The following is a 23,569-nucleotide window of genomic DNA, read 5'->3' on the forward strand; positions in this document are numbered from 1 at the left end:
CACCAGGCCCGAGGCCGAATGGGTCAGGTTGCCGGCCCAGTCGTAGGCATACACCGTCGCCCCGGTCTCCGGCTCGATGCTTTTGCACAGCAACTGGTCAGCCTGGTAGACGTAGTGGCGGTCCACGCGCAGGCTGCCGTCAGCGTTGCGCCGCGTCAGCCGTTTGACCTTGCCAAACACATCACGCTGGATTTCCGTGGCTGCCGTGTCCACACCAGCAAACTGCGTCACCCCAGTGGGCGCATCGGTGCTCGGCTGGTCGAAGACCTGATACTCATACAGCGTCTGCTGGCCGCGCGGGTTGGTCACCCGGGTCTGGAACCCGGCCAGGTACTCCGTAGTGGTGGTCAGTTGCTGCCCCAGCTCCGAGTCCTGCTTGACCTGGGTCACCCGGCCCAGGGCGTCATAGAAGCTCCAGGTGCCGGTGGCCGCCGGCACCAGGTCCGATGAAGGGTAGGACTGAAACGTTACCCGTCCGTCGCTGTCGTACTCGGTGCTGCTGGCGCGCAACGTGCCGGTCGGGTTGGCCGCGTCGTACTCGTGCGTCAGCAGCGGGCGCCACAAAGCATCGAAGTAGGTCACCTTGCGCGCGTTGCCCGTGCTGACCGTCTGCCGCCAGTGACCGGCCGGGATGCCGTACTCGGCCACTGCCACCGGCTCGAACACCGAAGTCGTGTCCAGCCAGGCCACTGTGTCGTTGAGGGGATACTGGATGCGGCTCAACCGCCCCATTACGTCGTACTCGTAGTTCGTCGTATGGCCGTTCTCGTCCATCACCCACTTTATCCAGCCGTGGTCGTTGACCTCGGCGGACTGGGTGCTGCTGTCGGCATGGGTGATGGCCTGCGGAATGCCCCGCTTCCAGTTGCCGAAGGTGGTGATGTTGTTGTTGCCGTCCTTGACCGTCTTCAGCGTCCCCAGCTGACCGCTGGTCACCGTGGAGGTGGTGTCGTAGGTCAGGGTCTGTTTCAGCTTTCCGAAGGACTTCACCGTCACCGGTCGGGCCAGGGTGTCGTAGGCCGTCTCCGACATCACGATGCCGCTCGGCGCCCAGGACGGCGTGCACTCGGCCGGTGCCACGCAGGTGACCGTGGCCGTCTGCCCCAGCACCCACAACGTCGTATTGTCGTGGTACTCGATAGTCTCGGTCTTGCTGTACGTCTGCGCCTGCGCCGCCAGGGGCAAGGCCACCAGCACGCTCAATATCGTCCGCTTCATCCCCTGCTTCCCTGTCCGCGTCATGCGTGATTCCCCTTCGGAACCGGCCAAGGCCGGTCGTTCTGTCCTGTCCCTGCCGCATCCGGTCATGGCGACGGCGCGCTGCTCTTGGTGACGCTGATGGGCCGAGACCATGCATCAAAGGCGTTTACCGCATGGACGAAGCGCCTTCCATCCTGACCCACGCTCCTCGTCAACAAAGGCGTCCATCGCAAGGCGACCTCTTCATTGATGTTGTAGCCCGCGAAGGTTCCTACCTTCTGCGGCCAAGGATAGGGATTGGCAACATTTACAGGCGTTGTGGCATATGTATATTCCACAGTCCTCAAGAGAGCACCAGCCCCGTTGTAGGTTTCTTCCTTGACCAGCTTGTTTTCGGTCTGATCCCATCTGTTGCTGAAGTAGCTGCGCTCGCGCTTTCCCATCGAATCCACAACATCGGTCCATACCGAGGCCGTACAGGTATTCCCGGCACAGTTTTCTGCCCAGGCACCATTGTGCGGCGAGTAGGTATAAGTCCATGCTCGCGGTGGAGTTCCGGGGCCAGACACGACCTTTGACGTAATCGCGTGACCTATCCATAACCTTGGAATAAGCGCGTAGCCGGCATCCGGGTTCATCAGACCACCGGCGCCGGCACAGTACTTGGGAACATAGGACCGACCGAAAATGCGCCGCTGCAGGGTGAATGTCGCGATCGCCCCAGAGGGGGTCTCGACGCTGACCTGCCGGGTGCCATTAGGCTCCGTGTTGTATAGCTGCGAACAGTTCTCGAAACCATAGGCCGAAAAGAACTGTCGGCCAAAATTTCCCGTATACGACCACCTGGTCCCGTCCGGCTGTATGACCTGGAATCCGCTCTGGTATTGATAGGTCCAGATACGTGCTTCCGGCCCTGTGCCTGCCGTTATCGAGCCAATCATATTCCCCGGGTTTCCTATCGTGACCTGGCGCCCGTCGCTGGCGACAATCGCCGTCAATTTTCCCGCCTCGTACTGGTAGGCCAGCCAATTCCCGAATCTATCCTCGACACGCGTCACCAGCATCGAGGCGGCTCTCCGGGGCAATCCGTACACCTGCGTCTGCCCTTTCGGCGGCATATTCTCGAACTCCATGTTCAAGTCCTCATAGGGCGTGTACACGAGGTAATTGAGCCAATAGCGCGTACCATCCGGCCCGGTAGCCAGGAATGCTTCGCCGGGTTCGCCATTGGCCGTGCTCGACAAACATTCAACGACCCAATTGGAGGCGGTTCCAATCCTGAATCGCTGCTCCGGCATTTCGGCGGTCCGGTTGAACAAGGGCTGGTCATTCCCCTGATCATCCACGAGCTGATAACCAAACCACCAGTTCGATGTCCAGAAATCTATCCCTGTAGTCGGGTAAGAAACGTTGTCAGGCGGAACGAAGTTCGTGCAGCGGGCATTCTTATCCGCCGCGGCGACCTGCCACCCTACCGGACTGGCAGGTGATATGGGCTTGGTGCGCATCTGCGAAGGCGCATTGGATGTGATCGTCCTGATTCGCGGAATCTCCAGTTCCCATCCGCCCATCCCGTTGCCCGAACTGGCTTCGGTGGCCAGCCCATCATCTAGCGTCGTTGTGCGGATGATCCGGATGGGAGGACCATTTCCCAGTAGTTCCAAATCCACATGCCTGAAGCTCAATTTGCCGTCACGAAGGCTGATCTGATCCCCGAATTCCATTACCTGCGTAATGGTTTGCGCACGTGTCAGGTAGGCTTTGTATTGTTCTGGTGGTGTGACTTGAGCCGTCACTGGCGAAGAAAGCACCAACGCCAGTGTTGCATAGCAGCCAAAGATTCCAGTCCTCATCCCGATTCCTTTCCAGCCATTGGTGGCCGGCCCCAACGATACGGGCCGCATGCTTCTTCGAATCAACGCTCAGGGAATGGGCGAACTGCTTCTGGTCACGCTCGTCGGGCGCGCTCTTCCATCAAAGGACTGCACCGTCATCACGAAGTTGCGTCCTTGCTGGGTCGTGATCTGCTCGCGCATCGGCGTCCACACCTCGTTCTTGACGGCATTGGACGAACTGCCCTCGAATGAGCTCCCCAACGGATAGGGAAAGGGGCCCTGCGTGGGATTTGCGTAGGTATAGGTTTCCGTCCGCACCAACGTGGCACTTCCCTGGAAGGATTCCATCTTCATGAGCTTGCCTTCCGTCTCATTCCAGCGATTGCTGTAGGTATAACGCGTCATGTCGCCCGTGGGTGACGTCACTTGCACCGTTTTGGTTGCCGCACACGTGCCTGCCGAGTAGCAGGCATCGGCGGAAAAACTCGCTGGGTTGGCGAAATAACTGTACGTCCAGACCGAAGGCGCAACGCCTGGTCCGGCAATTTCTTTTCTGGTAAGCGCCGATGTCGCGAATACCATCTGGCAAGGATTCGGTACGTAGCTTCGTGTATGGCCAACACCCGATATGGTGAACGAACCCACTGCCCCGCTGGGGGCCGTGACCGTGGAAACGAGGCCGTTCCCAGGCAAGAGGCCCGTCGGAATCCGCTGTGTGCATTCCTCGTTGTTGGGAACCTCCAAAGGCCAACCACCCAGGCCATTCAGATTGAAGGTCCAGCTCGTGTTGTCAGGCAATGTGACCGTTGCAAGCTTGAAAAAGGGAAAGCTGCTGACCGTGGCGTAGCTGTACTGCCATGCGCGTGCCGGCGCGTCCGAGGCCTGCACGGTAACACCGCTGATCAGGCGCGCATCCGGCCTCCAGGTGATCGAGACACTTCGCCCGTCGGTGGCGGTGATGGAGGCCAACCGATCTCCGTTGTACTGGTAGGTCAGCGCATTGCCGACCCTGTCTTCGATCCGGGTGACATACATCGTGACCATCATCCGTGGATACTTGATCTTCGCTCCTCCTTCCACGGGCTCGGCCAGGCTCGCAATCCGCTCGCCAACCAGATGATTGAACCAGTACTTCGTTCCGCTTGGGGATACGGCCAGGAATGCTTCGCCGGTCTGCCCGTTGCTGGTCTGCGCCAGGCAACCTATCTGCCAGTTGTCCTGGGTCACCACCGGAAAGGCGATGGGCTGTCCCAGCGAATCGGTCATGACGGGTGCGGACGTGTTCTGCACGGACCGCTTGAGGAAGGTCTGACGCTGCCCGTCTTCCGTCACCATTTCCACACCCGCCCAGACCGATCCGTTGAATCCGAAGCCGGGTGACGCCACCGGTCGGCCAAAGTAGGTGCAGCGCTTGTGTCGATTGGGATCCGACGATGAAATGACCATCCAGCGATCACCGGGTTGTCCAGGATCACCGGTCATCAGGTTGGCACTGACCACGGTTTCAATGCGCGGAATCGAAAGCACCCAGTCGCCCATCATGTAGGGCTGCAGGCGTGATTCGCTTTCGGCCATGCTGGCGAGTTGCCTGACCAGCGTGATGGTCGGCCCGCTCCCTTCCAACGAGATATCCGTCTGGCTGAATGTCAGGTCGCCGGTATAGAGATTCAGACGCTCCCCGAACGGAGTGTCTCCCACCGGTTGGATGGTTTGATAGATCTTGATTCTGCGCAGATATTCGTCCCCCGTCGGGACTTCCTGCGCCCTGACTCCCCCCATCACCGCACAAGCCACAAGCAACGCGATCCAGCGTGACCTCGGTTCCATGTCTTCTCCTGGGTACTACTCCAGCGGTTCGCCGCCTCCGCGCGGGCGGGTGCGGTTCAGTGCATTGCAGCGATTCCCTCGAAGCGTCCAGCCATCAATCCCCAACTGGAGCGAGACGCCCGACGACAGGCGTTCCGCCGGATCAATAACGGGGATTTCCGGGGCAGTCAAGCGGCTCCCGAATACGGGCGGATCAGCGATGTTTGTGCTTCATCCACATCGCGTGTTTGACCAAAGAACCACCCCATCGTGGCTGTGCATGCAGCGAGAGCTGCGGTCACGCTGCGAGATGGCCGGCGGGAAATGCGCGATCCGGCGGAACCCGCCCGCTCGACTCAGGCCGCGCTCGCCACCCGATCAAACAGGCTGTCGGCCATTTCCCGCCAGCCGGCGAGTTGATGGAGTACGCCCAGCGACTTGAGGTATTCCTCGTCGACCTGTTCGTTGCTGGCGAGCGCGCCGGCGACGTGCACGGCGCCGGGGACCCAGAAGCTGCGCAGGCTGGAGCGCTGCGGCTGGCGATGGAAGGCGACGGCTTCGACGATGGGCATGGGCAGGCCCCACAGGCCGAGCAGGTAGGCGCCGGCCTCGGTGTGGCCGGGACGTTCGTCGCCTTCGGCGGAAACGGGTTCGCGTTCGTCGCGCACGCCGGGCAGCAGCAGGCCGACGTCGGCCAGCAATGCGGCGGTGGCGCCGAGTTCGGCGCTGGTCTGCGGCAGGATGCGCGCGGCCAGGCGCGAGGCGATCAGGGCGCGCTGCTGCAGGGCCAGGCGATCGACATTGCTGCCGGTCTTGATCGAGAACACTTCGCTGGCCAGCACCAGGTCGCGCAGGGTCGCCAGGCCCAGGCGGGTGACCGCGGCGCGCAGGTCGGTGATGGCGCGTCCATTGGAGAAGTACGCCGAGTTGCACAGCTGCAGCACCTTGGCGGCGATGGCCGGATCGCCGGAGACGATGCGGGCGATGTCGCTGCTGTCGCCGTCGTCTTCTTCCAGCGCGCGGGTCAGCGCGAAATACAGGTGCGGCGGTGACGGCAGGTGCTCCACCCGGCCGATGACCCGGCGCAGGCGCGGGCTGTCGAGCAGGTCGCGCAGTTCCTCCAGGCTGTGGATCGCCTCCAGCACGGTTTCCGACGACAGCGGCAGCGGCAGGAAACGGTGGGCGACGCCGATCAGCTTGATGGGCGGCGAGATGCCGGCTTCGGTGTTCTCCAGCAGCGCGATGCGGATGGTTTCCGGCCGCAGGGTGCGGATCTGGCCCAGCAGGGTGGCTGGCGGCAGGTCCGGCAGGCCCGGGCCGACGATGAGTACGTCGATCGGGGAATTGGCCACCGCGAACATGGCCGCATTGCCGTCACTGGCGAATTCGACTTTCCACTCGTCGCCCATGTCACCGATGTAGTCGGCCAGATCGTCAGGCAAACAGGCGGTATCGCCCACGTACAGAATCCGCAAGACACTTCCCCTTTGAAACTTTGCTCGATGGCGTTGCTCGACGGCGCATCCCTGTTCCGGATACACGCCCGCGCGAAAATCTACCTGTTATTCGGCCGCACCATGACAATCCTGAAGGGCCATCGCACGATATTGCGCAGCCCTTCACACAACCTGCTCCGTGCAATCGCGCGGCGCCGCGGATTCGTCAAATTTTTGGCGCGATTCCGGGCAGCGGACGTCCTTCCACCGGTCCCATGACCGACAGGTGCGCGAGCAGGCGAGCCAGGGTCACCACGTCCTGGAAGTTGTGTGCCACCACCCGCCGCAGCAGCTCCGACGAACCACCACGCAGATAACCCAGCCAGGCAGCCGGCGCTTCCGAACCCGGCAGGTCGTCCTCGCGCACGATGTCCAGCGCGCGCCGCTCGATGGTCGCCAACCGGCAGTTCTCCCACACGCCGCGATAACGACGGCGCGTGGGAAACAGCAGGTCAAGATGGGGCAGCCCTTCCAGCGGATTGCCACGCCGCGCCAGCCGGTAACGGGTCACCAGCAGTGGCGCGTCATAGCAGCGTCCGTTGTAGCTGACCAGCCGCGTGCCCGCTTGCAGCCAGCTGGCGAAGGTATCGAGCATGGCGCGCTCGGCCGCCAGATGCGCTATCAGCAACTGGCGCACGCGCAATCCTTCCGGGACGAAATCCGATGCGCCGATCATGAAGGCGCGCGTGCCGGTGCCGCCGGCCAGTCCGGTGGTCTCGGTATCGAAGAACAGCAACCCCGCCGTGGCCAGGGCATCGTCCCGCGCGAACGCGCCATCGAATGCTTCCGGGACTTCCGGCCACGGCAGCACCCGCTCGATCAGGCGCAGGCCGTCGGCGATTTCCTCACCTGGCAGATCGCGCAGGTGTGCCGCCGCGCGCGGCGGCGCGATCGTGCGCCCGCGCACGCCCAGCATCCGGCGCAGCGACGCGGTCGCATCGATGTCCGCCGTGCGCGCGGGTGCCTGCGACACGGCGGGTTGGCCGTGCCCGGACTGCCGGCGCAACCGGCGCAGTTGTTCCAGCGCAATGCTCATGCCGTCGCCAGCAGTTCCAGCACGCGCCGCGCCAGCAGCTTCGGCGTGACCTCGGCGGTTTCATCCGCCGCCAGGATCGGACCGACACAGGCCGGGCAACCCGCGCGGCAGCCGCAGCCATCCACCAGTTCGCCGGCCCGCCGCACCAGTTCGGCCTGGCGCCGCCACAGCGGTTCGCTCAGGCCGATGCCGCCCGGGTAGTTGTCGTACAGGTACAGGGTGGGCACGAAACGATCGCCTTCCAGCGGCGACAGCAGCTGTCCCTCACCACCCCGCAGTTGTCCGCGCCCCTGCGCGTCCGGTACCGCGAACCACGCTCCGTCGCCATCGCCCACGGCCTTCTGCAGATCCCGGCCCTCGGCCATCACCGCCACGGTGGCGGCGATGTGCAGCGCGTTGGCCGCGCCGAGGAAGCCGTCCAGCGCCTCCTGGCGGGAGGCGAACGCGGCGTGCAGCCGCTCCGGCGGCAGTTGCCACCACACGCTGGTGGTGTGCATCTCCTGGTCGGGCAGATTGACCGGGCCGTAGCCGATGTTCTCGTGGGTGTAGTAGCGGATCTTCTTGTAGCCTGCCACGCGCCGGACCACGTGCACCTCGCCATGGTGACTGGTGCCCTGCCCCGCGCGGCAGCCGTCGAAACGCTCCAGCACCTTGAGCTTGGTGTAGTCGATGGCGTCGGTGTAATAGTCCACGTGGGTGCGGGTGACGTAGGCCTTGCGGCCTTCCCAGTCCAGCCGCTCCACCTGGTACGGCGTGGACTGGATCATGTGGATCGCGCCCTCGTACAGGGTCACGGGCGCGGCGCTGAAATCCACCTCGGCGATGATCACCTGGCGCCCGTCGGTGCGGTCCACCACCACGAAGTTGCCGTCCGCCACCGCGCGCAGGCTGACCACGTTGGCCGGATAGCTGTCGGCGATCCATTCATAGCGATCGCCCTCGCGGTGGACCACGCTGTCCTCGCCCAGCAGTTCCAGGAATGGCGCCGGATCGACCGGACCGAAATGTTCGCCGATCAGGAACGGCAGTTCGAACGCCGCGCAGCGGATGTGATCCAGCAGGATCATCGGCTGGTCGGCGGCGATGCGGGCATGTTCGGGGGGACTGTCGGCGAAGAAGTCCGGATGCCGCACCACGTACTGATCCAGCGGCTGCGAGCTGGCGACCAGGACGCCCAGCGACGGCTGCTGGCGGCGACCGGCGCGACCGAAGCGTTGCCAGGTGGCGGCAATCGAACCGGGATAACCGTTGAGCACCACCGCGTCCAGGCTGCCGATGTCCACGCCCAATTCCAGTGCCGAAGTGGAAACGATGCCGTCGATGCGACCATCGCGCATGTCGCGCTCGGCCTGGCGGCGCTCGGTGGGCAGGTAACCGCCGCGATAGGCGCGGATCCGCGCCGGCTTGCGCGGGTCATGGTCGAACACGTCCTTCAGGTACTTGGTCAGCACTTCCACCATCGTCCGCGACTGCGCGAACACCAGCGTCTTCAGTCCGGCCTTGATCGCCAGCCGGGCGATCCGGTTGCTCTGCGAGCGCGCCGACGCGCGCAGGCCCAGATCGGGATTGACCACCGGCGGATTCCACAGCAGCACATGCTTGTCGCCGCTGGGCGCGCCGGATTCGGTGATGGCGTGCACGTCCGCTTCCAGCAGCGCCTCTGCATGCGCCTGCGGATTGCCGATGGTGGCCGAGCACAGGATGAACTGCGGCGAGGCGCCGTAGAACGCGCAGACCCGGCGCAGGCGGCGCAGCACGTTGGCCACGTGCGAACCGAACACGCCGCGATAGGTGTGGACTTCGTCGATCACCACGTAGCGCAGGTTCTCGAAGAACTGCGCCCACTTGGTGTGATGCGGCAGGATCGCCTGATGCAGCATGTCCGGATTGCTGACCACGATGTCGCCATGCAGGCGGATGGCCTGGCGCGCGTCGCCCGGCGTGTCGCCGTCGAAGGTGAACGCCTTGATGCCCAGATCGCCGGCCGCGTTGAGCTCCAGCAGTTCGCTGACCTGATCCTGCGCCAGCGCCTTGGTCGGGAACAGATACAGCGCCTTGGCGCTGCCGCCCATCACCGCCGACGCCACCGGCAACGTGTAGCACAGCGATTTGCCGGAGGCCGTGGGCGTAGCGATGACCAGATGTTCGCCCGCCGCCGCGTGGGCCCAGGCTTCGGCCTGGTGCGCATACAGGCGCTCGATGCCGCGACCGCGCAAGGCCCGCGCCAGTCCTTCCGGCAGTTCCGCCGGCAGCGGCGCATAACGTCCCTCGCGGCCCGGCACCGTCAGCCGGCCGGTCACCCGATCCGGATACTTGGCCGCCAGCCGCTCGGACAGGCGACTGCCGTCGGCGGCGCCAGCCGGCAGCAGGTCGCGGTGGGAACGGGCGAGTTGCCGGGCGGGAACGGACATGGGCGGCCTCCTGTTGGGGCCGACATGACAATCCATCGCCGTCGCAGGATTTGAGATTGGCGCCACGGACCGGAGCGATGGCGAATCGCGGGCAAAACAAAGGCCCGGCTTGCGCCGGGCCTCTGGGTGCAACTGGTGGGCGGTACAAGGTTCGAACTTGTGACCCCTGCCGTGTGAAAGCAGTGCTCTACCGCTGAGCTAACCGCCCGAATCTCGGGCCGCGTATGTTAATCGGGCCTGCCGGATTGGTCAAACTTTTTTGTCCATCCCGCCGAAAAAGCTCATGCCGTGGGCGTTTCCGGGCCTCATACCGCGGCCGTGACCAGGACCTCGATGCGCCACTCCTCGTTGGCCAGTCGCGCCTGCACGGTGGCGCGCGGCGGCGTGTGGCCCGGCACTACCCACTCGTCCCAGACCTGGTTCATGCCCTCGAAATCGGTGATGTCCTTCAGGAAGATCTCCACCCGCAGCAGCTTGCTCTTGTCGGTGCCCGCCTGGGCCAGCAGGGCGTCGACGGCGGCCAGCACCTGGCGGGTCTGGCCACGGATGTCCTGGCCGGCGTCGTCGGCAATCTGGCCGGCCAGGTAGACCACGCCATTGTGGATGGCCATTTCCGACATGCGGGGGCCGACATCGAAACGCTGGATCATGGTGAAGCTCCTCGAATTACCGGCATCGTTCATGCCGCGGTGGAAGCTTAGCCCAGGGCGTGGGCCGAAGGTGCAGGACCTCGCCGGACGCGCGCGTCCGGAAAATGAATTCAGGCTTCCTGTCCCTGCGCTTGCCATCGATGCGCGTCGCCCGCGTCCTGCGCACCGGTCCGCCGCTCCGGCAGCGGGTAACCGCCTTCATAGGCGCTGACCCGATCGCGTCCTTCGTGCTTGGAGCGGTAGAGCATGCGGTCTGCCAGCGAGAGCAGGCGCGCCAGCGGATAGCCGGCGAGCGCGGTCGTGGTCACGCCAAAACTCGCGGTCACCGGAAAACGGTTGCCGGTGGCCGACGTGTCGATGCGGGCGATGCGTCGCCGGCAGTCCTCGGCCACTTCGACGGCGCCGGCAAGATCCATCCCCGGCAGCAACAGGGCGAATTCCTCTCCTCCCAGGCGGCCTACCACGCCGTTCCGGACCTCCAATTGGCGGCACAGCGCGGCGACCTGCACCAGCACCTGGTCGCCGGCTGCATGGCCATGGCGATCGTTGATGGTCTTGAAGTGATCCAGGTCGAACATGACCAGCGCCACCTCCGTGCCGTTGCGCGCGCTTTGCGCCAGCAGGCGCTCGGCCCGGGTGGTGAAGTGGTTCCGGTTGCCGATGCCGGTCAGCGCATCGGTCTGGGCCAGGCGCCTGAACATCATCTGGGTACGCTTGGTGCGATAGGCCCAGTAGCCGATGCTGGCCAGCAGCATGGTCAGCAGCACCACCACCAGGCGGGTGTTCTGCACGGATTTGTTTTCCAGCTTGCGCTGCAGCTGCAGCAGCTGGTTCTGGCTGCCCAGGCGCTGGATCTGCTCGGTTTTCTCCAGGGTCTCCTGGCGGACGATCTGGTAGGCCAGTTCGCGTGTCTTGACTTCGTTGAGATACGCCTTGTCCGCTTCCGCGTAGCGACGGTAGTACACCAGCGCCGTCTCGGTATCGCGCCGGCGTTCTGCGATGCGGTACATGGTGCGATAGGCGCTGACCAGCGACTGGGTGCTGGTGCCCACCGCGCCGCTCAGCGCGATCGCCTCCGACGCATAGCTCTCGGCCGGGCTCAGCTCGCCCCGCTCGAACAGCAGTTCGGCGAGCGTGGTCTTGAACAGCACCGCCAGATAGGGGTAGCGCAACGATTCCACTTCGGCCAGATGCGATCTCAGCACACTGATGGCCTCGGTCCGCTTGTTTTCCGAGGCCATCGCCGTGGCCAGGATCACCCGGATGTGATTGGCCAGCAGCCGCTCGCCGCCGCCTTCGCAATGGGCGATGGCGGCGTGCAACGGCGCCTTGTCCACGGGCAACGTCGCCAGATTCCGCATCGCGTCGTACCTGAGATACTCGGCGAAGCAGCGCGCGCGCGAATCCGGGTGCTCGGCCAGGATCCGTTCGGCGTATTGCAGGCCCAGCGGGTACTGGCCGATTTCGTTGTGCAGGTAGGCCGCTTCCACCAGCGCATGCACCCGCAGTTGCGGGTCCTTCACCTGGTCCATCTGCGGCAGGACGGTACCCAGTTGGCGTAGGCTTTCCGCAAACCGGCGCGTCTTGGTGTACAGGTTCACCAGCAGCGCATTGGCGCGGAAGCGGATATCGCGATCCTGGGCGGAGTCGATGAGCGCCTTCAGGCGCGGAATCACGGCATCGTAGTTTCCGCCAAAGCCCTGCCGGTAGATTTCCAGATACGCCAACTGTTCGCGCTGGCGGGGCTCCAGCTCGTCGCGGCGTTTTTGCAGCACATCGATGAGCTCGGAAAACCTGGCCGGCTCCGCGCTGCGGATCGATTCCGCCTGCGCCAGCAATTCGGTCGCCCCGGGCGCCGGCGCCCCCCATGCCGCCATTGCCGGGCACAGGAGTGCGAACCACAGCGCACCGCTCAGGACGCCCTGACGCATTGTCAGGAGCCTGCCCGCAAGACGAGGGGCCGGCGGCTGCGCCTCCGGCGACAAAGCGGACGGACCCGACCCCATAAAACGTGGACTACCCTCGCTGATGGAATACCGTCGGCCCTGTCCGGGCCACCCGGCCGGATTTTAGCGTATCGCACGCCCCGCCGTCGGGCGCATGTTCTCAGCGCGCGTGGCCGAACGAACGCTCCGCCTGAACGACCAGCGAGGGCTCATCGTCCGGACCCGGCCAGTCCGCGCCTGGTCCGGACTCTCTCCACTCCTCGGCCGCGCCCCGGTAGGCCGCGACCCGGTTCCGTCCACGTTCCTTGGACTGGTAGAGCATGCGGTCCGCGTCGGAGAGAAGGCGCTCCAGCATGTAGCCGGAGACGGCGGTCGAGGTGACGCCGAAACTGGCGGTGACGATGAACCGGTGTCCGGTCTCGGAGGTATCGATGGCGGTGAGGCGGGCCCGGCAATCCTCGGCCAGCCGGATCGCCGAGCGCAGGTCGCAGCCATACATCAGCATCGCGAATTCCTCGCCCCCCAGGCGTCCCAGCACGTCGATCCGGCGGCACAGCGACTGGCAGACCAGCCCCACCTGCCGAAGCACCCAGTCACCGGCCGGATGTCCGAAACGATCGTTGATGGACTTGAAGTGATCCAGATCGAACATGATCACGGCCACTTCCTCACCGCTGCGCTCGCACTGCTTCAACGTGCGTTCCGCCAACTGGGTGAAGTGGTGCCGGTTGCAGATGCCGGTCAGCGCATCGGTTTCCGCCAGGTGCTTCAGGGACATCTGCACCCGCTTGGTCTTGTAGGCCCAGTAGGCGATGGTCGCAAGCAACAGCACCAGCAACACGATGATCAGCCGGGTGTTCTGGGCGGCCTGCTGCTCAACCTTCCGTTGCAGTTTCAGCAACTGGTTCTGGCTGTCCAGGCGCTGGATCTGCTGCGATTTCTCCAGCGTCTCCTGGCGCACGATCTGGTAGGCGAGCTCGCGCGCCTTGACTTCATTCAGATAGGCCTTGTCCACCTCCGCGTACCGACGGAAATAGACCAGTGCCTGATCGGAATCGTCACGCGCCTCTGCAATCCGGTACATGGTGCGATACGCGCTGGCCAACGAAGGCATGTTGCCGTCGCTACCTCCCTGCGCGATCGTGTCCGAGGCAAAACTCTCCGCCGCGCCCAGATCCCCCTTGTCCAGCAGCAGTTCGGCGATGAGCGCCTTGACCTGGGCAATGAGGTAGGCAAAACGGGTGGCCTCCACCTCCCGCAGGTTGCTGCGCAGCAGTTCGATGGCGGCATTCCGCTTGCCCTCGTTGGCCCACTTTTTCGCCAGCGTCACCCGGATGGTGTTCACCGCGGCGATTTCATGCTGGCTCCTGCACTGCTCGATCGCCTGCAGGATGGAGTCATCCTGCCTGGGGAGCGTGCCCAGGCTGTTGAGGGCGTCGAACTTCACCTGGTTGGCGAAGCACTGCGTCCGCGGCTGCGGCGCATCTTCGAGAATGCGCTCGGCATAGCGCAGCGCCAGCTGATGCTGCCCCACCTGCCCATAGGTGAACGCGGCCACGCCCAAGCCCTGGTGACGAAGCTCCTTGGATTTGACCTGATCCACCAGGGTCAACGTGGTTTCCAGCAGCCGCAACGACTCGGTGAACTTGCGTCCCAGGGTGCTGGTGTTGGCAATCAACACACCCGTGCGGAACTTCATTTCCGGATCCTGCGTGCGCTCGATCAGGGCATGCGCACGCGCCGTGGCTTTCTCGTACTGCCCCTGGAAAGCCACGTCATAGATGATCAGATACTCGATGTGTTCGCGCTGGGCGGTCGTCGCCCGCTCTCTTTCCCGCTGCAGTTGCTGCAACAGTTGCTGGAACACCTTGGGCTCTGAACTCTTGACCTGTTCGGCCTGCTGCAGCAACGCGTCGACCCTGCCCGACGGGGCAACGGCGGCTGTCGCGCTCGCGGCAGCCGCCATCGTCCACATCATGGCCGTCAGGAGTACGCGCGAAAGCCGGCGAAAGGCCATGTCGGAACGTCCGCCGGCTTACTCTTCCGCGGGCGCCGGTGCCGGCTCGTTCTCGTCCGGACCATCGGCATCCGGCACTTCGCTCGGCGGAAGCTCGGGACCCGGTTCCCAGATCAGACCGATCATTTCGGCGCGACCGCCGATCAGCTGGCCGAGCGCCGACAGATCTCCTTCCAGGAGCGCGCCGCGCTGCGCCGGATCCAGGTCCAGCGAATCGATCATCGACTTCAACTGCTCGGGAGACAGGCGCGCCAACGCGGGGTTCTGCCCCAGCGTTTCAAGAAACCGGATTGCGTTCGACATGATGGGTCCTCTTAAAGTGGTGGTTTTCGGGTGAATCGAACGGGGCATCCGCCCCGTTTTGCAGCGCTTCCAGGCGCTGTCGCATATCCACGTTGATCTGCATGCGTCTTGCCGGAGGTATGACCAGGGTCGTGTGCTGCCTCAACTCCGCCGTGGCGAGTTCGGACAGCCGGACCCGTTCCCGGCGCGGCGAGGCGATCGGCAACGTCGCCGCTTCATAGGCGATGACATGGTGATCCAACGGATAATCTTCCGCCAACAGGTCGACCAGCAGTTGCCGTTCGGCGGAAGACGTGCTGAAACGACGCAGGCTGCGGTCGCCCGCCAGACCGACCTGCCACAGCACCAGGTAGGCGGACGCGTCGATCCGGCGGCGATAGAGCATGAACTGGCTGGCCTCGTAATGCTGGCAGCCGAACGTGCCCGGATCGATGCCCAGGTCGGCGTAGAGGCAATCCTCGGCGGACACGCCCGGCTCCATCTCCGCGTCGAAGCCTTCGCTGCGCGCCTGCTCGACCGCCAGGTGCGGCGCGAGCGCGAACACGCCGGGATGGCCGTAGAAGGCTCCGCAGACGCGGCGCCCCGCGCGGACCTCTTCCATCATCGCATCGACCATCTGCAGGTAGGTGTCACGGCGCGACTTGCCTTCCGCATACAGCGGTTGCAGGCTGCGCACATCCGGATGCATGCCCTGGATCCACAGTTCGACCAGCGCGTCGGACACGGCGACGAACACCACATCGGCCTGTTCGATATGGCTGCGCGCGCGCGGACCGATATGCGCCCCCAGCATCATCCCCGTTCCCACACAGACCAGGCTTCCCCGCACGTCCATCGCGCCGCCGAAGGTTCCAAAGGGCGAAATCTAACGATCTGGCCGTCGCATTGCAAAAAAAGCCGGTGACAGCGCCCCAGGGGGCGCCGATGCCCCGGTCCGCGCTTAGTTCCGTCTGGCCTTGGCCGCCTCGGCGGCCGCCTTGCGGCGGGCCTCGGCGTCCTTCTGGAACTCGACGATGTGTGGCAGCGCCCGCAGCAGGCGGGAATCCGGATCCAGGGTGTACGTCTCCCCGGCGGGCAGTTCCAGGCGGCCCCGACCGTTGTCCATCGCCACGTCGCGCACGGCACCGTCGACCCCGCCGACGCGGACCTGGACCGGCACCGGGAACGGCAGGTCGTCCGGGGTCTTCCAGCGCAGGTTCAGCCCGCCCGCGTCGCGCTCGGCGACCAGTTCCGGCAGGGCCGAGCGATACAGGTAGACGTCGAAGAACCAGCCATAGTCGCGCCCGGTCACCTGGCGGACGATGTCGATGTAGTCGCGGGTGGAGACATAGCGCGGCTTGAACTTGCCCGGCTGCGGCTTGTCGGTGCCGTACACGGCCTGGCGGATGCTGGCGAAGAAGGCCTCGTCGCCGATCAGCCCGCGCAGCATGTGCAGCATCAGCGAGCCCTTGTAGTAGATGTCCAGGCCCGGGCCGTCCTCGCGGTCATAGACCGTCTTCTCGGTCTGGCTCTTCCCCGACACGATCGGATACTTGTTGACCAGCGCGGCGCGCTGGTCCATCAACGCGGCGTGATACTCCATCTCGCCGCGCAGGTATTGCAGGTACAGCGGCTGCATGTAGCTGCCGAAGCCCTCGTGCAGCCACATGTCGTCCCAGTCCACGTTGGTCAGCTGGTTGCCGAACCACTCGTGGGCGAACTCGTGCTGCAGCAGCCAGTCGTAACCGTACTTGTCCTTCTTGTAGTCGTTGCCGTAGGCGTTGATGGTCTGGTGTTCCATGCCCAGGTGCGGGGTTTCCACCACGCCCATCTTCTCGTCGCCGAAGGGGTACGGGCCGATATTGCGCTCGAAGAAATCCAGCACCTGCGGGAACTCGGCGAACAGATCGCGCGCCTTCGCCTCGCGCCCCTTCAGGTACCAGAAGTGCAACGGAATGGTGTTGCCGAAGCGGCTGCGGTACTCGCCCTTCATTTCCTCGTAGGGCCCGATGTTCAGGGCGATGGCGTAGGTGTCCGGATCCCGCGCGCGCCAGTGATAGGTGCGCCAGCCCTCCTTCTCCTGCATGCCCATGGCGATGCCGTTGCCCGCGGCCACCAGCGGCGCCGGCACCGTGATGTGCTGGTCCACCACCAGCGGCTCGCCCTGCGGGTGATCGATGCAGGGCCAGAACAGATCGCAGCCCTCGCCCTGCACCGCCGAGGCGATCCAGGGTTCGCCGGTGGGCGCGGTCGCCCAGACGAATCCGCCATCCCAGGGCGCCCGCTCGGCCACGTGCGGCTTGCCGCCATAGACGATGCGGATCTTCACCTGCTGCTGCGCCGCCAGCGGCGCCGGCAGGTCGATGCTCATGCGCCCTTCCGGGTTGCGCCAGGCGCTGGCCGGAAGCACGGTGCCGTCTGCCTCCACGCGGCTGATCGCCAGATTGCGGTCCAGATCCACCACCACCCGCCGGATCGGCGACTTCGCGCGGAAGGTCAACCGGGCATCGCCCTGCAGCGCTTTTTCCGCCGGGATGACCTTGAAGCTCAGATCCGCGTGCTCGAACACCACGGCTTCCTGCTCCGGCGCGCGCGGCACGCCGGAGTCGCGGGTCAGATCGGTCAGCTTGGGCTGTTCGGCCAGCGCGCCCGTCGACAGGATCAGGGACAGGGCGAGCGTCAGGCAGGAGGACTTCATCGGCATCGGGACTCCGGTCGGTGCGGGACGGGGATGGCGGCAACCGCCGATGGTGGCACGGCGGCCCCGATCACCGGTATCCGACTGAAGTCATGCCGCACCGGTCCAGCGCGGGAACGGCGTCGAACCGGCGGCCGTCAGGCGCCGGACAGGGCCTGACGGGCCCAGGCCACGATCTGTTCGCAGGTCAGCGCGCCGGACTGGCGGGCCAGTTCGCGTCCGCTGCGGATCAGCACCAGGGTGGGAATACTCCTGATGCCATAGCGCGCGGCCAATGCGGTCTCCGCTTCGGTATCGACCTTCGCCAGCCGCATCCGGGGTTCCAGCGCGGCGGCGGCGGCCTCGAAATGGGGCGCCATGGTCAGGCAGGGGCCGCACCAGGGCGCCCAGAAATCCACCAGCAGCGGCAGGTCGCTGCGCAGCGCATGGCGATCGAAATCACCGGTGGTCAACGCCAGCGGATATCCCTGGAACAGCGGCTGATGGCAGCGGCCGCAGCGCGGAGCCTGGTCCAATCGCTCCGGCGGCAGCCGGTTCATCGCCGCGCAGCCCGGACAGGGCAACAGCCAGGCGGCCGTGTTCACGTCGCCCCCTGCCCCGCGGTCGGCAGGCGCAGATGCAACAACGGAAACGGCTTGCCCAGGCCATCCCGCTCCGAGCGCGATTCGACCTGGAATCCCATGTGCAGGTAGAACCCCACCGCGCCCGGGTTCTGTTCGTTCACGTCCACCCGGTCCGCGCCCCACTGTTCGAGCGCATGCCGGAGCAAGGCCTTGCCGGCGCCGGTCCCGTGATGCGCGGGATCGACGAACAGCATCTCCACCTTCCCCGCCTCCACCCCGACGAACCCGCAGGGCTGCCCGTCGGCGTCCCGCGCCACCGCCAGGCGTTCGGCGGAAGGGAGATAGCCGTCACGAACCAGTGGCCGGAACAGCTGGATGTCCGATTCATCGAGGAAGTGATGGGTGGCGCGGACGGCCGATTCCCAGACGTCGAGCAGACGGGGCAGATCGGCGGGGGTGGCGGTGTCAATTTTCATCCGGACAGCTTGCCACGTCGTGGTCGAGTACGGAGTTGTAATCCGTACTTCCGTTTTCGCGTCGCGCCGGCCGCCTTCACTCCACCGGCGCGGGAAAGGACTAGACTGGCCGCGACCGTAGTTTGGCCGAAGACGTGGAGGTACGCGTATGGCCACGTGGTTGCTCGCCGCCGCACTGGCGCTTTCCCCGCAACCGCCGCTGCCCGATGCGGCGGTCCCGCCGGATATTCCGACGACCGAACAGATTCTCGCCATACCACCGGAACTGGACGCGCAGTTCCGGCAATGGATGGCGCCGGTGGATCCGACCTCTCCCACCGCCCGGCTGAATCGGCTGGTGGATTTCATGTTCTCCAGGGAAGGCGGCCTGGGCCTGCAATACCGCGCGGACGCCAACTACACGGTGGCCCAGACCTACCAGATGCGCCACGCCAACTGCCTGAGTTTCACCCTGATGGCGGTGGCGCTCGCCCGCGCGGACGGGTTGCAGGCCTATGCGCAGGAAATCGAGGACGTGCTGACCTGGTATCAGGAAGGCAACACCGTCTACCGCAACAATCACGTCAATGCCGGCGTCCGCATCGGCCATCAGCGTTTCAGCGTCGACGTGGCCTGGGACGAGGTCATTTCGCGCCAACAGCCCAAGGCCATCAGCGACGCGCATCTGTTCGGGATGTTCTACAACAACCGTGCCGTCGATCTGCTCGGCCAGGGCCAGCCCGCGCTGGCGAAGATCTATCTGGCGCGCGCCCGCGTCCTCAGTCCGGACTACCCGGCCTTCTGGAACAACGCCGGCGTGGTGGCGCTGCGGCAGAACGACGGCGCCGCCGCGGAGGCGTTGTATCTGCATGCCCTCGCCCTCAATGAGAACTACTCCTCCGCGCTGTTCAATCTGGTGACGTTCTACAACCGCAACGGGCGAAGCGATGAAGCAAGGCCGTTGCAGAAGCGGCTGGAGCGGGTACGCGCCCGCGATCCCTTCGATCAGTTCCTGCTGGCCCTGGAACACGAGCGATCCGGCGACTACGAGGGCGCGGTCACCTATTACCTGCGCGCCATCCGCCTGTATGACGAAGAACACCGGTTCTACCAGGGACTGGCGCGCGCCTATCTGCACCTGGGCGACGCACGACGCGCCGGCCGCGCGCTCGCCAAGGCACAGGCACTCACGGAAGGCGCGACCCGCGCCCAGTACCAGGCCAAGCTGGAACGCCTGCGGCGGCCCCGCGAGCCGAGCATCTTCGGGCCACAACCGCGCTGACCCCGAACCGCCGTCAGCGTGGGTGCAGCGGCCACTGGCCGAGAAAGCTGTAATCCGCCTGCCCTTCCACGCTCTGGACCAGCACGAATCCGGTGGGAGCCAGGAGGATCGGCGGAACCGCCGGCGTCGCCGGCTGCGGTTCGCTGTAGCCCAGCGTCAGATGCGGGATGAAACCCCGTCCGACGTGATCCTTGAAGCCGGCCCGGATCAACCGCTCCTGGAGGCCGCGCCAGAAGCGGATCAGGTCCGGCGACGGTGACGCCCCCGCCAGCGTGAGCGCGGGCCGGCGCGGATTGCCCAGCGGCAGCAGGTGATCCAGTTCCAGTTCGAAAGCCTCGCCAGTGAATCCGTCCGCCGCCTCACGCGCCCGGACAGCCCAATCCTGGCGCGGCCCGCTGCTCTCGCCGAGGTAATGCAGGGTCAGGTGATAGCGTTCCGGATTCACCCAGCGCACGTGGGGATGACTGGCGTGCAGCCCGCCCGCCACATCGGCCACTTTCCTGCGCTCCGATGCCGATGGCAGAAGCGCGAAGAAAAGACGGTGCAGCGGCGAGGGTGGACCGCCAAAGAGATCATCCTGCCGGATTGCCAAGCGCACCTGCCCTTTCATGTCGGCCCCGCAGTACGCAGGGAGATTCCATCACCATCGAGGTGGGCATGATCCCGGGCCGCGCCCCTGGAATGCAAGTCGCGCCCTTCACCAGACAGGCATAATGCGCCGGACTTCGAGGCATCGCAGACGAAACATGACCAATCCCGCCGAACAGGCACTCGCCGATCTGCATACGCACGCCTACGCCGCGATGAAGCGCGGCGAATTGAGCGAAGCTTCGGACGCGTTCGAACGCCTGCTCACCCAGCGCCCGGATCGGCCTTACTACCACTACATGCGTGGGCTCGCCCACAAGTACCTGCTGGATTGGCCGGTGTCCCTGCGCCACAACCTGCGCGCGATTGAACTCTCCGGCGAGCTTGACGAAGCCGAACACTGGAATGCCGCCATTGCCGCCACCGCACTGGGGGAGTGGGCCCAGGCGCGGCGCCTGTGGACCGCCTGTGGCATCCGCGTCCCGGAAGGCGAAGGCCCCATCGACGACGACTACGGGATCGCGGTGGTCCGCCTGAATCCGTGGCATTCCGGCGAAACGGTATTCGTCCGGCGCATCGATCCGGTGCGTGCACGCCTGCTCAACGTCCCCTTGCCCGAAAGCGGGCATCGTTTCGGCGATGTCGTGCTCCACGACGGCGCTTCGACAGGCCGTCGTTTCGATGGGCAACGGGAGGTTCCGGTCTTCAACGCTTTGGGACGCCTGGTCGCTTCGGAGTTCCAGACCTTCGTGGCGTTCGTTTCCTGTCCGGGACCGGACGATCTGAACGCCCTGCTCGCGGTCAACGCGCCCGGACTCGGCTATACGGAGGACTGGACCGGCAGCGTCGCGCACTACTGCATGCGTTGCAGCTACGGAGCCCCCCATCGGCACGACCGCGAGGACGATGCGGACGATTGGCAAGTCGAACGCAATCTCGGCATCGCTGCGCAAAGCCGGCATGTGGCCGAGGCGTTGCTGCGAAACTGGGCGGCGCAGGCGCCTGGCCGTTCGGTGGACGCCATCGAAACCCGCGAATGCCCGCCTCCTGAACATCAGGAAGGCCACGCCTGGTGGATTGGTCCGGACGACGACGAAAACGAGGACGAGGCGGCGGAAGAAGCGCCCGACGACAACGCGGCGACGCGCACATGACGTCAATGGCGCATCCGGGGATGCGTCATCCGAAACTCAGCGCAACTGGCTGTCCTTGCTCCCGCGCCGGTTGTAGATCTGCGAGGCGTCCTGTTCCTTGTCCACCGCCTCCTGGCAGGCCACGCACAGGCGCACGCCGGGCACGGCTTTCTGGCGCGCCGGCGGAATCGGCGCGTCGCACTCCTCGCAATGACTCAGGCTGGGACCGGACGGCAGGTTCCGCCGCGCACGCGCGATGGCGTCCTTCACGGTCGCATCGATCTGATCCTGTACAGCGCCGTCGCCGGCCCAACCGGTTGCCATGGTCCTGCCCTCCCGCGGAGTCGCCGGCCGAGCTTACACCCGGCGCTCCACCACAATGTTCACGGACCCAAATGGGGCCGGAACCGGCCGGCTTCAAGCGTGCGCGAGCGCGTAGTCGATGGCGGCGCACACGGCCGCCACCTGCGCGTTGTTGCACTGCGCGGGGGTTGCCTTGGGGCTGTCCGGGTAGACCTCGGTGGTGGTCGTGTAGCGGGCGTTGGTCACCCCGGCGCACAGTCCCAGCGGCTTGAAGGCGTATTCGATGACGCCCGGCGCGACCACGGGTGACCCGATGATCTCGCCGTTGGCGTCCGCTGGCGCGATGTGGGTGACCTGTTCCACCGCCGCGATCACCGCGCGCTGGAAATCCGGCTGCGGATTTTCGCTGTCGTCGACCAGATAGAAACCATCGGGAATCTCGCCGGGCTCGAACGGCTTGCCGTCGCGCGCCGCCAGCGCGGGCCGGAACTCGCTCTCGTCGGTATCGGTGGTTTCGTGCAGATCGATGTGCATCCGCGCCACGTCCCGGATCGGCGCGACCAGCCGGATCAGCGCCGCCGACTCCTGCGCCGGGCTGTTGTCGCGGAACGAGCGGTTCGGATCGATCGCGTCGGCGTTCCAGCGATGAATGCGCTCGTAACCCCAGGGGCTCACGCACGGCACCACCAGCAGATTGGCTCGGCCGGCGTAGTCCGCCGCGCGCTGTTCGAGGAACTGCAATGCCCCATGCACGCCGCTGGTTTCGTAGCCATGGATGCCGCCGGTCACCAGCATGACGGGCAGGTCCGGATTCCAGTTCCGGCTGCGCACGGCGAACAGCGGGTAGCGGCCATCGGTCCCGTAATCCAGTTCGCCATAGGACTCGACGTCGAAGCGCCCGCGCAGGCGATCGATCACCGTCACCACATCGGCGGCGTAGCTGCGCCGGACGGTCTGGCGGGCGCGCCATTCCGCTTTCTCCGCCGCCCCCCAGGGCTGGCCGGGCGTGCCGATGGGATAGAAGCGTGCGGGTGCGGTCATGGCGATGCAGGGGATGACGAAAAGGAGCAGCACTTTAACAGGGGCGCGCGGGCGCGCGGCCGGCGGGTGCCACGGCATGTCGGGGGGCGTCCGGACGAACGGTGGTCCGCCTTCACGCAGCCTGAGCGCCCGGTAGTGCAAATACGGCGCACCCCCATGCCCACCAACGTCTGGTCATGTCCCCGGAGGCCCGCCATGAAGCGCAGTCCCGTTCTTTCCCTCGTCCTCGTCTCCCTGCTGCCCGCCGTGCCGGCCGTGGCGCAGGACAACAAGACGCCACCCATGACGCCCGAAATGAAGGCGCAGATGGAAGCGTTCCAGAAAGCCGGCACACCGGGTGACGAACACCGGAAACTGGCCTCGCTGGACGGCACCTACGATCTGACCGTGAAGAGCTGGCACAGCCCCGACGCACCGCCCAGCACCGATACCGGCACCGCCACCCGCAAGATGATCCTCGGCGGCCGCGTGCAGGTGGAGGAAGTGGCTTCGCAGATGATGGGCCAACCGTTCAGCGGCCAGGGCCTGCGAGGTTATGACAACGTCACCGGCAAGCATTGGGCGACCTGGAACGACAGCATGAGCACCGGCCTGATGGTCAGCGAAGGCACCTGCGACGCGGCTCAGTCCTGCACCTATACCGGCACCTACCACGATCCGGTCAGCAAGAAACCGGTGACCTCGCGCATGACCAGCCGCTGGACCGACAAGAACACCGAGGTGTTTGAAATGTACGCGCCCGGTCCGGATGGCAAGGAAGCCAAAATGATGGAGATTACCTACAAGAAACGTCCGTAAGCCTCCCCGCCGCGGGGGGGGGGGGGCGG

Annotated in this window: 18 protein-coding genes, 1 tRNA gene and 2 pseudogenes; 3 read left to right on the forward strand and 18 right to left on the reverse strand. The window is 65.4% G+C overall.

What is annotated here, in order from left to right; genetic code table 11:
* The 15 genes and pseudogenes from ACTHN1_RS07685 to ACTHN1_RS07755 all read right to left on the reverse strand — a co-directional run.
* A pseudogene (locus tag ACTHN1_RS07685) lies at positions 1 to 1,218 on the reverse strand (RHS repeat protein); the annotation flags it as partial.
* 86 nt (positions 1,219 to 1,304) lie between these two features.
* Positions 1,305 to 3,053 carry a hypothetical protein gene (locus ACTHN1_RS07690; protein ID WP_440470367.1) on the reverse strand — a complete coding sequence of 583 codons (1,749 nt, stop codon included), beginning with the start codon at positions 3,051 to 3,053 and terminating at the stop codon, positions 1,305 to 1,307.
* A gap of 69 nt (positions 3,054 to 3,122) precedes the next feature.
* Positions 3,123 to 4,862 carry a hypothetical protein gene (locus tag ACTHN1_RS07695; RefSeq protein WP_440470368.1) on the reverse strand — a complete coding sequence of 580 codons (1,740 nt, stop codon included), beginning with the start codon at positions 4,860 to 4,862 and terminating at the stop codon, positions 3,123 to 3,125.
* 335 nt (positions 4,863 to 5,197) lie between these two features.
* Positions 5,198 to 6,316 (reverse strand): HDOD domain-containing protein, encoded by a 1,119-nt coding sequence (locus ACTHN1_RS07700; protein ID WP_440470369.1) that lies wholly within the window; start codon positions 6,314 to 6,316, stop codon positions 5,198 to 5,200.
* Between the two features lie 187 nt (positions 6,317 to 6,503).
* Positions 6,504 to 7,268: pseudogene (locus tag ACTHN1_RS07705) on the reverse strand (ribonuclease H-like domain-containing protein); the annotation flags it as partial.
* 101 nt (positions 7,269 to 7,369) lie between these two features.
* Positions 7,370 to 9,784 (reverse strand): DEAD/DEAH box helicase, encoded by a 2,415-nt coding sequence (locus tag ACTHN1_RS07710; RefSeq protein WP_440470370.1) that lies wholly within the window; start codon positions 9,782 to 9,784, stop codon positions 7,370 to 7,372.
* 133 nt (positions 9,785 to 9,917) lie between these two features.
* Positions 9,918 to 9,992 (reverse strand) — tRNA-Val (locus tag ACTHN1_RS07715).
* A 97-nt stretch (positions 9,993 to 10,089) separates the two neighbouring features.
* Entirely contained in the window at positions 10,090 to 10,434 is a 345-nt protein-coding gene (locus tag ACTHN1_RS07720) for a RidA family protein (RefSeq protein WP_440470371.1), read from the reverse strand.
* A gap of 110 nt (positions 10,435 to 10,544) precedes the next feature.
* Positions 10,545 to 12,365: a diguanylate cyclase gene (locus tag ACTHN1_RS07725; RefSeq protein ID WP_440470372.1), complete on the reverse strand. Its 1,821-nt coding sequence runs from the start codon at positions 12,363 to 12,365 to the stop codon at positions 10,545 to 10,547.
* A gap of 175 nt (positions 12,366 to 12,540) precedes the next feature.
* Positions 12,541 to 14,346, reverse strand: coding sequence for a diguanylate cyclase (locus ACTHN1_RS07730; RefSeq protein ID WP_440470373.1), 1,806 nt, complete (start codon positions 14,344 to 14,346; stop codon positions 12,541 to 12,543).
* A gap of 69 nt (positions 14,347 to 14,415) precedes the next feature.
* Positions 14,416 to 14,700: a hypothetical protein gene (locus tag ACTHN1_RS07735; protein WP_440470374.1), complete on the reverse strand. Its 285-nt coding sequence runs from the start codon at positions 14,698 to 14,700 to the stop codon at positions 14,416 to 14,418.
* Complete coding sequence (locus tag ACTHN1_RS07740) at positions 14,675 to 15,535, reverse strand: SAM-dependent methyltransferase (protein ID WP_440470375.1); 861 nt, start codon at positions 15,533 to 15,535, stop codon at positions 14,675 to 14,677. Before ACTHN1_RS07740 ends, ACTHN1_RS07735 begins: the two co-directional genes overlap by 26 nt.
* 105 nt (positions 15,536 to 15,640) lie before the next feature.
* Complete coding sequence (locus tag ACTHN1_RS07745; RefSeq protein WP_440470376.1) at positions 15,641 to 17,383, reverse strand: M1 family metallopeptidase; 1,743 nt, start codon at positions 17,381 to 17,383, stop codon at positions 15,641 to 15,643.
* Positions 17,384 to 17,514: 131 nt separating this feature from the next.
* Entirely contained in the window at positions 17,515 to 17,961 is a 447-nt protein-coding gene (gene trxC / locus ACTHN1_RS07750; protein WP_440470377.1) for a thioredoxin TrxC, read from the reverse strand.
* Entirely contained in the window at positions 17,958 to 18,416 is a 459-nt protein-coding gene (locus tag ACTHN1_RS07755; protein ID WP_440470378.1) for an acetyltransferase, read from the reverse strand. Before ACTHN1_RS07755 ends, trxC begins: the two co-directional genes overlap by 4 nt.
* Positions 18,417 to 18,564: 148 nt before the next feature.
* Here ACTHN1_RS07755 and ACTHN1_RS07760 point away from each other — a divergent pair, with 148 nt between their 5' ends.
* Positions 18,565 to 19,677, forward strand: a complete 1,113-nt coding sequence (locus tag ACTHN1_RS07760) for a tetratricopeptide repeat protein (protein ID WP_440470379.1) — start codon at positions 18,565 to 18,567, stop codon at positions 19,675 to 19,677.
* A gap of 13 nt (positions 19,678 to 19,690) precedes the next feature.
* Here ACTHN1_RS07760 and thpR read toward each other — a convergent pair whose 3' ends face one another.
* Complete coding sequence (gene thpR, locus ACTHN1_RS07765; RefSeq protein WP_440470380.1) at positions 19,691 to 20,287, reverse strand: RNA 2',3'-cyclic phosphodiesterase; 597 nt, start codon at positions 20,285 to 20,287, stop codon at positions 19,691 to 19,693.
* A gap of 136 nt (positions 20,288 to 20,423) precedes the next feature.
* Here thpR and ACTHN1_RS07770 point away from each other — a divergent pair, with 136 nt between their 5' ends.
* Positions 20,424 to 21,419, forward strand: a complete 996-nt coding sequence (locus ACTHN1_RS07770) for a tetratricopeptide repeat protein (protein WP_440470381.1) — start codon at positions 20,424 to 20,426, stop codon at positions 21,417 to 21,419.
* A 36-nt stretch (positions 21,420 to 21,455) separates the two neighbouring features.
* Here the strand turns inward: ACTHN1_RS07770 and ACTHN1_RS07775 are convergent, their stop codons facing one another.
* Positions 21,456 to 21,722, reverse strand: a complete 267-nt coding sequence (locus ACTHN1_RS07775; protein ID WP_440470382.1) for a DksA/TraR family C4-type zinc finger protein — start codon at positions 21,720 to 21,722, stop codon at positions 21,456 to 21,458.
* A gap of 93 nt (positions 21,723 to 21,815) precedes the next feature.
* On the reverse strand, positions 21,816 to 22,742 hold the full coding sequence (locus tag ACTHN1_RS07780) for a M14 family metallopeptidase (RefSeq protein ID WP_440470383.1): 927 nt from the start codon (positions 22,740 to 22,742) through the stop codon (positions 21,816 to 21,818).
* A 195-nt stretch (positions 22,743 to 22,937) separates the two neighbouring features.
* Here ACTHN1_RS07780 and ACTHN1_RS07785 point away from each other — a divergent pair, with 195 nt between their 5' ends.
* Positions 22,938 to 23,540 carry a DUF1579 domain-containing protein gene (locus ACTHN1_RS07785; RefSeq protein WP_440470384.1) on the forward strand — a complete coding sequence of 201 codons (603 nt, stop codon included), beginning with the start codon at positions 22,938 to 22,940 and terminating at the stop codon, positions 23,538 to 23,540.
* Positions 23,541 to 23,569 lie beyond the last annotated feature (29 nt).

Origin of the sequence: Pseudoxanthomonas sp. (genome assembly GCF_051953815.1) — a bacterium.
Taxonomy (GTDB): Bacteria; Pseudomonadota; Gammaproteobacteria; order Xanthomonadales; family Xanthomonadaceae; genus Pseudoxanthomonas_A.